This is a genomic window from Bacillus sp. ISL-39 (assembly GCF_018613295.1).
In the GTDB taxonomy this organism is placed as follows: Bacteria; Bacillota; Bacilli; order Bacillales; family Cytobacillaceae; genus Mesobacillus.
On record NZ_JAGGQM010000027.1, the window covers coordinates 21,761 to 35,020 of the forward strand.

Here is a 13,260-nt window from a genome sequence, read left to right on the forward strand (position 1 = left end):
AGGAAAAAATGGCAAGAAGATGGTTAGCGGATGAATCAGGAAACACCATTCTTTTGGCGGCCCTTTCGATGTTTGTCATCCTTAGTATGGCCGGTCTTGCAATTGACGGCGGGATGGTATATATGACGAAGGCGGAGCTGCAGAAAACGGCTAATGCGGCTGTCCTTTCTGGAGCACAGGAGCTGACAAACAACGAAGCGAAGGTTGAAGAGGTGGTACGAAGCATCGTTGCAGCCCATAAAGATGGCTCAAATATAGACAATATATCAATAGACATGGAGAAGAAAGTCGCTATTGATTTGTCCAAAAAGGTAGACCTCGCTTTCTCAAAACTACTTGGCTTTGAAACTGTCGATGTCCAAGCGCATTCTGCTGCCGAGTTAAGGACGATGGGACGGGCAGAAGGTGCAGCACCGCTTGGCATCGATGACAGCATCCCCTTGGAGTTTAATAAGGAATACCAGCTGAAAGTGGATACTGGCGGAGTGGAATATGGGAATTTCGGCGTCCTTGCCCTGGGCGATACAGGAGCCCGTCCGTATGAAGAAAACCTCCGTAATGGCTATCAAAACGAGCTTACTGTAGGGGATATCGTCATCACACAAACAGGTAATATTGCCGGTAAGACAAGGGAAGTGGTCAAGGAAAAAGTGAATTCGTGTCCAGAACTCCCAAGGGATATAAATTCAAGGAATTGTTCAAGGATTCTGCTTGTCCCTGTCTATAAACCATACAGCACGGATGTCAACCAGGTAAAAGAAGTGAAAATTACTGGTTTCGCTTATTTCTATATTACCGATCCAATGGACAGCCATGACACTTCAATCAAGGGGATATTCATCAAGCGCGCAGGAACGGGTTTTGAAGGTGAAACGGCCGCCTTTAAGGGCGCATACAGCATTCGAATAACGGAGTAGGTGATCAAATATGCGGTCAAAGCTTGTTTTGGTCCTCGCATTAGTAATGGGTATAGTAACGACATTTTTATTCTTTCAATATATGAATCAAGTGAAAGCTGAAAAGGCGATGAACAGCAATTTGGTGGAGATTGTTGTCGCCAAAGAAAAGATCCAGAAAAATGAGCAAATCACATCCGCAAAACTGGGAACAGCGATGGTTCCTGAAAAGGCATTGCACGCCAACTCCATTAAAAGCTTTGGCGATGTTGAGGGGAAACTGGCGAACGCTGAGATTGAGCAAGGCGAGCCAATCCTTTCCCACCGGCTGGGATCCCAGACTGCAGAACATATCTATGTTTCGAGAAAAGTCAGGGATGGCTATCGTGCTGTTTCAGTGGGGGTTAATTTAAATCAATCAACTGCGAACCTGATTGAACCTGAAGATGAAGTCGACATTATGTTCTCTAAAAAGCTTCCGGGACAGGAAGGGAATGTTGAGTCTAAAATCATCTTGGAAAAAGCAAGGGTACTGGCGGTTGGGCGTAAGATGGTCCTGCCTGAGGATACACAAGAGCCTTATGCCGAATATACGTCAGTTACGGTAGAACTTAAGCCAGCGGATGCTTTAAAACTTGTTAATTCAGCCGAACAAGGCAATATCCATTTCATGCTGCATAAGCGGCCGGTCATAGCGGAAAACGAAGCTGCAAGCGACAGCGAATAGGATTGAAGAAGATGGAGGGTGACCAATCATGGAAAACGCGAATGAACTGCAAATACATGAAAAGAAGCCAGCTAAGTTGAAACGAGGCGAGCTTATTGCCGTTTGCAGTGCAAAAGGCGGGATTGGTCGCACGGTCCTGACGGTCAATCTGGCTGGAGCTTTAGTGAAGAAAAATATATCTGTAGCGATATTGGATGGAGACTTTCAATTTGGTGATATCGGGCTAGCCATGGATTTGAAGTCTGCTTTTACCATTAAAGAAGTGATTGAGGGCATGAGTACTCTTGATGAACATTCACTGGCAGGCTACATGTCCAGGCATGAAAGCGGAGTGAAGGTCATGGCGGCTCCGGACCGCCCTGAGTATGCAGATCTAGTCACGAAAGAAGCAGTCGATAAAATCCTCGACCTGATGCTGCTGAATTATGACTATGTGGTCGTCGATACATCTGTAGGCCTTAATGATCATACAGTCCATATCGCTGAAAAAGCGGACCAAATCATGGTCATGGCCAATCTTGAGATGACAGCATTGAAGAATACCAAGCTGATGCTCGAGACGTTCGATATCCTTGAATTGAAAAATAAAGTCACACTCGTAGTGAATCGGGCGAACATGGAGAGTGTGATCCAGGCAGCAGATGCGGCCAGGATTCTTGGTTACGAGGATCCTGTATATATACCAAATGACTTTCAAACATGCTCACAATCACTTAATATTGGAATTCCTTTTGTCATCAACCAGGGCAAGACCGATGTAGCCAAAGCCATTTTTAAAATGGCAGAGAGAATCTCGAGCAGGCGGGAAATTACCTTGTTCAAGGAAGCGAAAGGACCTTCTTTCCTATCAAAATTAATTGGCAGAAAACGCATGAAGGGAGGAACAGCATAATGAGCCTTCTGAACCGCATCCAGGAAAGGACACAGCAAGTCGAAGGAGTAGAAAGCCAGCACGACGAATTTGTTGCCCAGGCTAATCCGCAGCAAAAGGTTGACATCCGGTCTGTGTTCAGGGAACCACATAAAAAAGAGGCTGTCAGTCCGGAAATCCAAAGAAAGCAGGATAAGCACCAGGAGCTTAAAAACCTCATTCATAAAAAGATTCTTCAAGACTTTAAAGATGCACCTGTAGAGGACATCATTCCTCAGCTAGATGCGATGGCGATTGAAATTATGAAAGAGGATGAACAATTCAGGGGCAGCATTGACCGGAAAAAGGTCGTCGATGAACTGAGGAATGATTTGACGGGGTTTGGACCGATCAACCCGCTTTTGATTGATGAAGATGTCAGCGAGGTTATGGTAAATGGACCGGCTCAGGTTTATTGTGAACGAAAAGGGAAGATTGAGCTGACTTCAATCATGTTCAGAGACGAAGAGCATGTCATGAGCATCATTGATAAAATCGTTGCTCCTCTTGGCAGGAGAATCGATGAAAGCTCACCGATGGTCGATGCGCGGCTCCCGGATGGTTCACGTGTCAACGCGATCATTCCTCCGCTGGCATTGAATGGGCCGACAGTTACAATCAGGAAGTTCTCGAAGGATCCCTTTCAAATTGAAGATTTGGTTAACTTCGGGACACTTAGCAATGAAATGGCGATTTTTTTAGAGGCCTGTGTAAAAGCAAGGCTTAATATATTCGTCTCCGGCGGAACGGGCTCCGGAAAAACCACTACGCTCAATGTATTGTCCAACTTCATCCCTCATGATGAAAGGATTATCACAATCGAGGATGCGGCTGAGCTTCAGCTGGGGCAGGACCATGTCGTCTCACTGGAATCAAGGCCGCCCAATATCGAGGGGAAGGGTTCAATCACAATAAGGGATCTTGTAAGGAACTCGCTTCGGATGAGGCCGGACCGGGTCGTAATCGGTGAGGTCCGCGGTGCCGAAGCCCTGGATATGCTTCAGGCTATGAATACCGGACACGATGGTTCTCTGGCAACCGGTCACTCCAATAGCGCAAGGGATATGATTGCCCGTCTGGAAACGATGGTGCTGCTTGCAGGTGTTGAGCTCCCGGTGAAAGCAATCCGCGAACAGATCGCTGGAGCACTTGACGTGATTATCCAGCAATCACGCTTGAAGGATGGTTCCAGAAAAATAACAAGCATTACCGAGGTACAGGGAATGGAAGGTGATGTCATCGTCCTTCAGGATATTTTTTCGTATAAACAACAAGGGGTGGATGATAACGGTAAGATCATTGGCCGCCTGATCCCGACAGGTGTCCGGCCTAAGTTCTATGAGCGCCTTGAAGCATCAGGAATCCACATTCCAGCAAATGTCTTTATCGAAGGCGAGGAGTGGGGAGCATGATCTATATCCTTACCGCCCTGTTCATGATGACAGTATTTTTGCTTTTTTACTCGATTTTTCATCGAATCTTTCTTTCGGACAAGCGTCTGGAGAAGCGGATTGAAAAGTACCTGGCCAGTTCAGGGACGAAGCTTGACCGGAAGCAATATGATTTGATGGTTTACTACCAAATGACAAAGCAAAAGGTCAGGAAAAACATGCTGACCAAGGAGAAGAATTCGAAGTTTGAGACCATGCTCAGAAGGTCAGGACTTCCGCTTAAGCCTGAGGAATATATCCTATTCAAATGGCTGTCAGCAGGAGTCACAGGATTTTTTATGCTCCTTGTTTCTGGCAACATACTCCTCATGGTTGTCGGCTTTTTCATTGGATTTTTGTTGCCGGGCTGGTATGTAAAAAAGAAAATCAAGGAACGAATCGTGAAATTCAACGAGGGGCTTCCAGATATGATTTCCACGATTGTCGGGTCTTTAAGGGCCGGGTTCAGCTTCCAGCAGGCTTTGAAAACAGTGATAGAAGAAGCGGGTTCACCGATAAAGGAAGAAATGGACAGTGTCATCAAAGAGATGCAATATGGAGCCAGCCTGGAGGATTCCTTGAATGAACTTAAAGAGAGAATGCCCAGCGAAGATTTGGATTTAATGATCCAGGCAATTTTGATTCAGCGCCAGGTAGGAGGAAATCTCGCGACGGTGCTTGATAAAATTGTCCAGACCATCAGGGAGCGGACGAAAATCCACAGGCAGATCTCTTCTCTGACTGCTCAAGGCAGACTATCGGGAATTGTCATTGGTTTGCTCCCGATCATTCTGGCATTCGTCCTTTATTTAATCGAACCTGAATATATCGGCACGCTCTTCCGTCATCCAATAGGAATTGCATTGACGGTCGCCGGCATTTTCTCCGGCATCATTGGATTTGTACTGATCCGCAAAATTACGGCAGTCGAGGTGTAGGGATGCTATATTTTACATTTTTCTTAACGATTTCATTAGCCATCTATGGACTGTACTTAATGCGGGCAGAGAAGGCCATCCACGTGAAAAAGCGTATGTCAACCTTCGTCAGCGGCGTGAAGGAAGAGAGTTTGGATGCCACAGAAAAGCCCAGCAATGCTTCCTTATATGAACGAATCGGAAAGCCATTGATGCATGATTTCAAAAGAAGCTTTAAGCGGAGGATGCCAGGCGAAAAGGAAGCGAAAATCGAAACGAAGCTTCAGCTGGCCGGAAGTCCTTTTGGAATGTCACCTGTTGACTTCAGGCTGCTGCAAATTTCCCTCGCGCTGCTGCTCCCGCTTTTGGCAGGCGGATATGGGGCCATCCTCCAGGCAGGCTATGCAGGGATCATCCTGTTCCTGCTGATAGGCCTTGCAGCCGGCACTTTCCTGCCGCACTACTATTTAAGCATCAAGAAAAAGGCAAGGAATAAAAGCGCTTTGAAAGAACTCCCCGATATCCTTGACCTATTGACGGTCAGCCTGGAAGCAGGACTTGGATTTGATTCGGCCGTCAGCAAGGTCGTGTCGAAAAAGAATGGCGTCCTGTCTGCCGAATTCCATCGGAGCCTTGAAGAACTGAGACTTGGCAGAACGAGGAGAGAAGCGCTTACCGGAATCAAAAACAGGATTGAAGTCGAGGAAGTACGAGCTTTCATCAGCAGCATCCTCCAGGCTGAAAAGCTGGGAATTGGTATGGTGCAGGTTCTCCGTGTCCAGTCGAATGAGGTTCGGGAACGCCGGAGGCAGCGCGCCGAGGAAGAAGCAATGAAAGCCCCGGTGAAGATGCTGTTTCCTCTAGTCCTGTTTATTTTTCCAAGCTTGTTCATCGTCTTGCTTGGCCCGGCGCTGATCCAGTTCCTGCAAACCTTCTCAAAATAAAAAATCGCAAGCTCATTGGGCAGCCCCGACAAGTGCATGAGATAGACATTAATTATTATTCCAAAAGGCTCTTTTCTCAAACTTTGCTGCTATTTGACTACAAAATAGAATTGAATGACCTATTTTTCTTCGTAAAGTTGATTCTTTTGTGAGAAAAGAGCATGCAAACTTAATACCGACCTGCAAAATGGCCTTATATTACGTTAAAATCGGCTTTAGGATTTTAACAACAATCTTTACGAAAGCAGCCTTCCAAAAAAAAGGCGGACTGGCTTGTTTACGGCCAGTCCATCCTTATTTTTTAGTGATTTTTGAAGGGTTATTGATTTTATAAGCGACCGAAACATCGAGGAGCATAGACTCATCTTCTACGTCTTTGCCTTTTGGAAGGCTTTTTTTGACGATTTTTCCGTCGAATTCAAGCTGCTGTCCAGGCTCGAGCTCGTGCTTTTTCAGTGTTTTGCTGTGTGAGCCCCATGCCAGGCCAACCTCGATTGCTTCTTCCTGCTCAATTCGGACATTTTCGAACACGACTACTTCGTCATTATCCTCATTGAAATGGTTCCAGCTTAGCGCAAACTGCTTCACCGTCGCGGTAAAATGGACTTTTTCCTCTGGCAGCACTAATTTAGGAGCCTTTTCCTTTTTCGCTTTTTCCTTTTTTACAGGAGTTTTTGCTTGCGCTTCTGCTGCCGCAGGAGCCGCTGTTTTAGGCTTCTCCTTCTTCGCTACTAAAGCTTCACTTCCATTCCCGGAGGCTGGAGTGATAATTTCCTTCCCGAAGCCGGAAGACTGCATCTCCTTGAGGTACGCCGGGTGGATACAAGTTAAGTTCCCATCCGGAAATTCAATCACAAGAGTATTGAATTCAGCTGTTTCACCCAATATTTCATACCCCTTTATCGTAACAAGACAATGCTGGTATCTGTCTTTATACCAAAACTCTTTCTTCGTGCTCAAACCCCATTCTTTGACCTTCTCGAGATAATGAGCTTCATCCTCAAATTGTTCATACATGCCCTTAGGCGGGATATATTGAGTTAAATGCGACTGGCTAGTGCCTGCAGCTGAGTTTGCCATCTGTCCACTTCCTTTCAAGACTATTTTACATTTTGCTTGCCAAGAAAAAAAGTGTGAGAGCTAATGTAATCCAATCTTGGCGAAAACATTTTCCATCTTATAGATGCATGCCCTTCCAGATTGACTAGGTCCTGAATTAATTAATAAGAGGGAAAATTTTATATGTTAAATTGACAGAAGTAAGGAGGAACATTGTGAGCACTGAATATGTTGAAAAGCTTTTAAAGGATATCCAGGTGAAAAATGTAGAAAATGGTGACGTAGAAGTAATCAATAATTCTCCACTTGAGCTAATGGGGAAGGGGCGGCAGGGAGCCGTGTTCCGATACTCAAAGGATATTTGCATAAAAGTGTACGGGAACAAGGAAGATTGTGAACGGGAACATTATGCGATGTACTTAGGGCAGAAATCTGATCTATTTCCCCTTCTGTATGCCGCTGGTGATAATTACATTGTAATGGAGATAGTAAAGGGGGTTGATTTACGCGAGTACCTACAATCCCAACCTTTGACAGAACAGTTATCCTATAAATTGATAGAGTTGCTGATCACATTTAAAGAGGTTGGCTTTGACCGGATCGACCATCATAAAAGACAAATATATATTCAACCGGACAGCAATCTGAAAGTAATAGATGTAGGGAGGACTGTTTGGAGAAACCGTGTTTATCCTTATCCTCGGAAATTATTAAACTCACTCGGGAAAGAGAACAAGGCAAAATTTCTACACCATGTAAAATTGCTGGCACCCGAGCTTTTTGAAGAATGGGAATACTATATGAGGATGGAAAAATTGTCACGGGAAATTTATCAGCTCTTGCTTAAAAAGAAATCAAACAAAGATGTACTGAGTAGTTTAAGCAAGAAGGTCTTATTGACCAATGATGAACAGATGCATGTCAGCCAGCTCGAAAGCCTTATCAGGAAGGTCTTTAAAGAGGAATGGGTGAAAACAATGCTTGCTAAAGGATATGAGCCGGACCGGGTGATGGATGCAATCGACAAACATTGGGAAAGAGCAGAAAAAAGATTTGCTAAAGGAACAGATATTGAAAAAGAATCTGATGAAAATAAAGATTAATATTCTAGTTTTATAGTAGTGTAAGGAATTAAATTCTGTTCAGGAGGCGCCCAATCTTTTTCGAGGAGCTACCAATATGAAAATATTAGTGATCTGGAGGCTGTTAACTGTCGGCGGGGTCAATGCAGGCTGGAGGAATCGGGCGATTTTTTTCAAAAAGCATGGAATCGATACAGAATTTTTGTATACGACTGATCATGGCGGACTTCACATCATGAAGGATGTCGCTCCCGTATATTTAACCAGGGATCAGCGGGAAATTGTCGATATCATTCAGAATAACGCATACGATGCGATTATTGTAGTGGATACTGGTGCGGCCTATAAATGGCTGAAAAAGGCTGATTATTCAGGACCGATCATCATAGAAGCCAGGACACCAGAGATCATCAAGCTTGAACCACATATTAAATCGTTCAACGGAATTAACCCTGTATCGATTATCGTGCCATCGAATTATCAAAAAAGAATTGTATCGATCCTGACTGAAGCAGAACCAGTCAATGTCATCTACAACGGAGTTGATACTTCCTTCTTCAGGCCATTGGCCGAATCCGAGATTGACAGTAACAGTGCTCCTCTGCTGCCGGAGAACAAGAAAGTCATCGGCTGGATTGGCAGGCTTGATAAGCGTAAAAATTGGCCTATGCTGATCGAGGTTGCCAAGCGAATAAAAAGTGAACGGAATGACGTGGAAATATGGGTAGTTGGAGGCGCCCAGAGTGTGCAAAGGGAAGAGTTTGCAGCAAAATGGCGGGAAGAAAACCTCACTGATATAGTCAAGTGGTTCCCGGTCATTCCGTATCAACAAATGCCGCATGTATATGCGAAAATTCGAAAGTCTGGAGGATGTACACTGGCTACCACGAAATCCGAATCGTTCGGCAATACTTTTATTGAATCGATGGCATGCGGTGTCCCGGTAGTTGCATCCAATATGAGGCCAGTCACTGAGCTGGTTATTCAAGGACAAACCGGCCGCCTGTATCGAGGTCAAAATGTGGATGATGCAGTAAAGCAGCTTTATGGCATCCTTGACCACCCGGAACTGCATAAAAAAATATCGAACACAGCCAATAAGCATGTTCAAGAGCATTTTGCCATCGAAGTAGTGGCAGAACAGTATATTGATTTGTTATACGAAATTGTCCACGGTGATAGAACGGGAGTGATCGAGCATTGATACAGCCCGTTACTTACCGCAGAAAATTCGAGGGTAAATCCAACGCGCATTTAATTACTTTTGACGATGGCAGGAACTACGTCGTGAAATTTTTTCAGGAAGGGTTTGAAAAGACTCTGCCAAATGAATGGGTTTCCTATTGTTTGGCCAGATACCTGGGGCTTCCAGTGCCCTTCGCCCAAATTATTGAAATTCCACAGTCGTTCATTTCTGAGATTCCCGAACTCTCTCAATTGGCTGCTTCCCAATATCAATTTGCATCCCTATATGTTCCAGGCTGTCTTGATGGACATCAGGTGCCCGATGTGCCAGGCATTATCAACCCAGAGACACTGGCGGGCATCATTGTATTTGATTATTGGCTCAGCAACCGTGACCGGACTCGCAAGAATATTCTTTTGCAGGAAGAATCAGCTGACTCTTATCGTTTGTGGATAATTGACCAGGCAGAAGTAATGGGATCGTATAATTGGCAGCTTCCTGATTTACAAAAACTGAATAATAAAATGATGAAAAGCGCTACCCACAAACTTATGGCGAGTTTTGTGGAGGACGAAGGGGAATTTGCCGACTATATTGAACTTATCCAGACAATGCCCATTTTCTTGATAGAAGAAATAGTATCCGTAATCCCTGATGACTGGAAGGTCTCGAAGGATGAGAAAAAGGCCATTGTCACTGCATTGGTGAAAAGGCGGAAAAAACTTTTGCCGAAGCTGATAAAGCAGTTTATCAAAAAAGTATATTTACCCTACTATAAAAAGCGCCACTGACTCCTAGCCTTTTGCCGGGAGTCTTTTGCGCGTGGACCCGTATAAATCATTCCTAATGGAGTCTATTTTCAAAATGATAGGCCTTTAACGTGACCGGATTCTCTCCTATTGAATATAAAAGACTATGGAATTGAAAAGGAGGCAGCATATGAGAATCCGTAAAGCCATTATCCCGGCAGCAGGACTCGGGACTCGATTTTTGCCGGCAACCAAAGCGCAGCCAAAAGAAATGCTGCCGATTGTTGATAAGCCGACAATTCAATATATTGTCGAAGAAGCAGTAGCCTCAGGAATAGAGGAAATTATCATCATCATCGGCAGGGGAAAAAGATCGATAGAAGATCATTTTGATAAATCGTATGAACTGGAAGATGCGTTATTAAGAAAGAATAAACTTGCTATTTTAGAAGAGGTCCAAAATATATCCAGCCTTGCAAAAATCTATTATGTCAGGCAAAAGGAAGCTCTTGGATTGGGGCACGCAATCCTTTGCGCTCAAAGCTTCATCGGCAATGAACCGTTCGCCGTTTTGCTTGGCGACGACATTGTAATGTCGGAAACCCCATGCTTGAAGCAAATCATCAATGTATTTGAATACTGCAATAGCTCAGTCGTAGCGATTCAAGAAGTTGCAGATAGTGATGTCAGTAAATATGGAATCATCAAGCCGAAGGGGGCGAACCTCGAGCCAAATCTGTTCTATATTGATTCACTGGTAGAAAAGCCTTCGAAAGATGAGGCACCTTCAAATTATGCAATAATGGGACGCTATGTACTGAGGCCGGAAATTTTTGAGGTACTGGCAAAGACTCCAGCCAGCCATGGGGGAGAATTGCAGCTGACGGACGCAATCAATGAACTCAATAAGCGCCAGGCGGTGTTGGCGTATCACTTTGAGGGCAGGCGGTACGATATCGGGGACAAAATCGGTTTCATCAAGGCAACGGTTGATTTCGCACTGCAAAGGGAAGATACAAGAGATGATGTCATTGAGTATTTAAAAGAAGTGTACGAGATGCCGGACATGAAGAGAGAGTGTGACTGACATGAGGGTCGCGGTACTTGGAACAGGTTATGTCGGGCTGTCCACAGGAGTCTGCCTGGCGGAAATCGGACACAATGTAATTTGCATAGATGTTGATGAAAGGAAAATAGAGCTTCTTAAGGAAGGAAAGTCCCCGATTTATGAACCCGGTCTAGAAGACCTTCTCATTAAAAACTCCTCTGCAGGGAGACTCGCTTTTACTACCTCCCATCAGTATGCATTGAGCCACGCTGATATTATCATAATCGCCGTTGGTACCCCTCAAAGTGACGACGGGCAGGCGGATTTAAGCTATCTTGAGCAAGCCGCAAAGGATCTCGCTGAACATATAGTCAGGGATTGTATTGTTGTAATTAAAAGTACGGTGCCAGTTGGGACAAATGAATATTTTGAAACACTGTTATTGGCGCAGCTGAAAAATAAAGTTGACATCAAGATGGTCTCCAACCCGGAGTTCCTGCGGCAGGGGTCAGCCATCGAGGATACATTGAAAGCTGACAGGATTATCATTGGCTCTGACGATGCGTGTGCCTCTAAAAAAATCCGAGAGATGTACCGGCCGCTGAACGTCCCATTTTTATTGACGGATGTGAGAAGCGCTGAAATGATCAAATACGCTTCAAATGCATTTTTGGCGACAAAAATCAGTTTTATCAATGCAATCGCCAATCTATGCGAAGCCGCAGGAGCGGACGTCGATGATGTAGGGAAGGGGATGGGATTAGATAAGCGGATTGGTTCCGCCTTTTTAAAGGCGGGAATAGGGTATGGCGGATCCTGTTTTCCAAAGGATGTAAAAGCCATGCTGCATACCTCAAGGAATCTAGGGGTCCCATTTTTATTATTGGAAGAGACAATTGCCATCAATGATCATCAGCATGAGCTGCTTGTAACTAAGGCATTGAAACGATTGGGAGAATTGAAGGGTAAGAAAATCGCCATGCTCGGCCTTTCCTTCAAACCGAATACGGATGATATGAGGGAAGCTCCGTCAATCAAAATTGCACGCTCCTTGACTGCTTCAGGGGCTGAAGTTGCAGCCTTTGACCCAGTTGCAGCCAGCAATGCAAGGAAGGTCATTGGTGACATCATCACTTACGTTGACTCTGCAGCAGAAGCTGCTGAAGAGGCAGATGCTTTGTTTATTGTCACAGAATGGGAAGAATTCACGGAGCTTGATGTCAAAGCTCTATTGGATAACATGAAAAAGCCAATTATCTTTGACGGCAGGAACTGTTTAGATGAAGCTGCCCTCAAAGCATGCGGGACAATTGAATATTATCCAGTCGGGCGGCCGGCGATTATTTTAAAAGGGGATGATTAAGTTCATTCCTTTTTTTGTTTGGTTTGTGAATGTTACCAACTTGCTAACAATGAAGTCATGAAAGGTCTTTTTAAAATAGCGGATTGGGAATAGTAAGGGGGATTTAGAATGCACGGGAGGGAACAGGATTCATGAAGTTCAATCTGCAGCTTTTAACCGCCTTTTTTGGTTCGTTATTTGGTTTTATCATTATGTCTTATCTGGTACAGGCTGAACATCTGATGGTGTTCGACCGGGCTGTCATTGATGCAGTGCAGGGACTCGAAGCAGAGGGCCTGACTTCGGCCATGAAATTCTTTACCTATATTGGCTCCTTAAAATTGATCGTAATCCTGACCATTCCCATTTTCCTGTTTCTTTTTTACGTGTTAAAACACAGGCTGGAAATCCTTGTTTTCCTGTCTGTTGTATATATTACACCGATCTTGAACAGATTGCTGAAACTTTATTTTCATCGGGCACGCCCGGATTTTCACCGGCTGATCGATATAGGCGGCTACAGTTTTCCAAGCGGCCATGCGATGAATGCTTTTTCTTTTTATAGCATTCTTGCTTTCCTGCTCTGGCGCCATGTCCCCTCCCGGATTGGGAGAGTAGCTGTCATCATCCTCAGCGCTTTTATGATCTTAGCGATTGGGTTGAGCAGGGTTTATTTAGGCGTCCATTATCCAAGTGATATCATTGGCGGTTTTCTTGCCAGCGGTCTGTGGGTGGCAGCTGTTATTTGGTTTTTCCAAAGATATAAAGAGAAGCTGGAAATATCGAAACGTGCACACTGACAATATGCTGTTTTTTCGTTTTAACAGGCCGGAGAACGGGAATGAAATGAAAGATGCCAAAATGGATTACATAACATATTTCTCTCACATTTATACTGTATAAAGGATTAGGTCAGAGATTGCGCAAAAATGTGATAAAGTGAACAAACTTTCGAGGTGACTTATGTATA

Annotated in this window: 13 protein-coding genes; 12 read left to right on the forward strand and 1 reads right to left on the reverse strand. The window is 44.5% G+C overall.

Going from position 1 to position 13,260, the window contains the following annotated elements; genetic code table 11:
- Positions 1 to 8: 8 nt before the first annotated feature.
- From J7E37_RS18555 to J7E37_RS18580, 6 genes are all read left to right on the forward strand, one after another.
- Complete coding sequence (locus tag J7E37_RS18555; protein WP_215026180.1) at positions 9 to 917, forward strand: pilus assembly protein TadG-related protein; 909 nt, start codon at positions 9 to 11, stop codon at positions 915 to 917.
- Between the two features lie 10 nt (positions 918 to 927).
- Positions 928 to 1,623: a Flp pilus assembly protein CpaB gene (gene cpaB, locus J7E37_RS18560; protein WP_214782008.1), complete on the forward strand. Its 696-nt coding sequence runs from the start codon at positions 928 to 930 to the stop codon at positions 1,621 to 1,623.
- Between the two features lie 28 nt (positions 1,624 to 1,651).
- Positions 1,652 to 2,515, forward strand: a complete 864-nt coding sequence (locus J7E37_RS18565) for a CpaE/TadZ family protein (RefSeq protein WP_215026183.1) — start codon at positions 1,652 to 1,654, stop codon at positions 2,513 to 2,515.
- Entirely contained in the window at positions 2,515 to 3,945 is a 1,431-nt protein-coding gene (locus J7E37_RS18570; protein WP_214782003.1) for a TadA family conjugal transfer-associated ATPase, read from the forward strand. Before J7E37_RS18565 ends, J7E37_RS18570 begins: the two co-directional genes overlap by 1 nt.
- Positions 3,942 to 4,901 carry a type II secretion system F family protein gene (locus tag J7E37_RS18575; RefSeq protein WP_214782001.1) on the forward strand — a complete coding sequence of 320 codons (960 nt, stop codon included), beginning with the start codon at positions 3,942 to 3,944 and terminating at the stop codon, positions 4,899 to 4,901. The genes J7E37_RS18570 and J7E37_RS18575 overlap by 4 nt, the downstream gene beginning before the upstream one ends.
- Positions 4,902 to 4,984: 83 nt before the next feature.
- Positions 4,985 to 5,824, forward strand: coding sequence for a type II secretion system F family protein (locus tag J7E37_RS18580; protein ID WP_353050042.1), 840 nt, complete (start codon positions 4,985 to 4,987; stop codon positions 5,822 to 5,824).
- A gap of 294 nt (positions 5,825 to 6,118) precedes the next feature.
- Here J7E37_RS18580 and J7E37_RS18585 read toward each other — a convergent pair whose 3' ends face one another.
- Entirely contained in the window at positions 6,119 to 6,904 is a 786-nt protein-coding gene (locus J7E37_RS18585) for a hypothetical protein (protein ID WP_215026189.1), read from the reverse strand.
- Between the two features lie 194 nt (positions 6,905 to 7,098).
- Here J7E37_RS18585 and J7E37_RS18590 point away from each other — a divergent pair, with 194 nt between their 5' ends.
- The 6 genes from J7E37_RS18590 to J7E37_RS18615 all read left to right on the forward strand — a co-directional run bounded on the left by J7E37_RS18590 (position 7,099) and on the right by J7E37_RS18615 (position 13,090).
- Positions 7,099 to 7,986: a hypothetical protein gene (locus tag J7E37_RS18590; RefSeq protein ID WP_215026192.1), complete on the forward strand. Its 888-nt coding sequence runs from the start codon at positions 7,099 to 7,101 to the stop codon at positions 7,984 to 7,986.
- Between the two features lie 76 nt (positions 7,987 to 8,062).
- On the forward strand, positions 8,063 to 9,169 hold the full coding sequence (locus J7E37_RS18595; protein ID WP_215026195.1) for a glycosyltransferase family 4 protein: 1,107 nt from the start codon (positions 8,063 to 8,065) through the stop codon (positions 9,167 to 9,169).
- Positions 9,166 to 9,942 (forward strand): HipA domain-containing protein, encoded by a 777-nt coding sequence (locus J7E37_RS18600; protein ID WP_215026198.1) that lies wholly within the window; start codon positions 9,166 to 9,168, stop codon positions 9,940 to 9,942. The genes J7E37_RS18595 and J7E37_RS18600 overlap by 4 nt, the downstream gene beginning before the upstream one ends.
- A 148-nt stretch (positions 9,943 to 10,090) precedes the next feature.
- The gene (galU, locus tag J7E37_RS18605) at positions 10,091 to 10,987 is read left to right on the forward strand and encodes a UTP--glucose-1-phosphate uridylyltransferase GalU (protein ID WP_215026201.1); all 897 of its coding nucleotides are present in this window, start codon (positions 10,091 to 10,093) and stop codon (positions 10,985 to 10,987) included.
- Between the two features lies 1 nt (position 10,988).
- Positions 10,989 to 12,311: a UDP-glucose dehydrogenase family protein gene (locus tag J7E37_RS18610; RefSeq protein WP_215026366.1), complete on the forward strand. Its 1,323-nt coding sequence runs from the start codon at positions 10,989 to 10,991 to the stop codon at positions 12,309 to 12,311.
- Between the two features lie 131 nt (positions 12,312 to 12,442).
- Positions 12,443 to 13,090: a phosphatase PAP2 family protein gene (locus tag J7E37_RS18615; protein ID WP_215026204.1), complete on the forward strand. Its 648-nt coding sequence runs from the start codon at positions 12,443 to 12,445 to the stop codon at positions 13,088 to 13,090.
- The last annotated feature ends 170 nt before the right edge of the window (positions 13,091 to 13,260 follow it).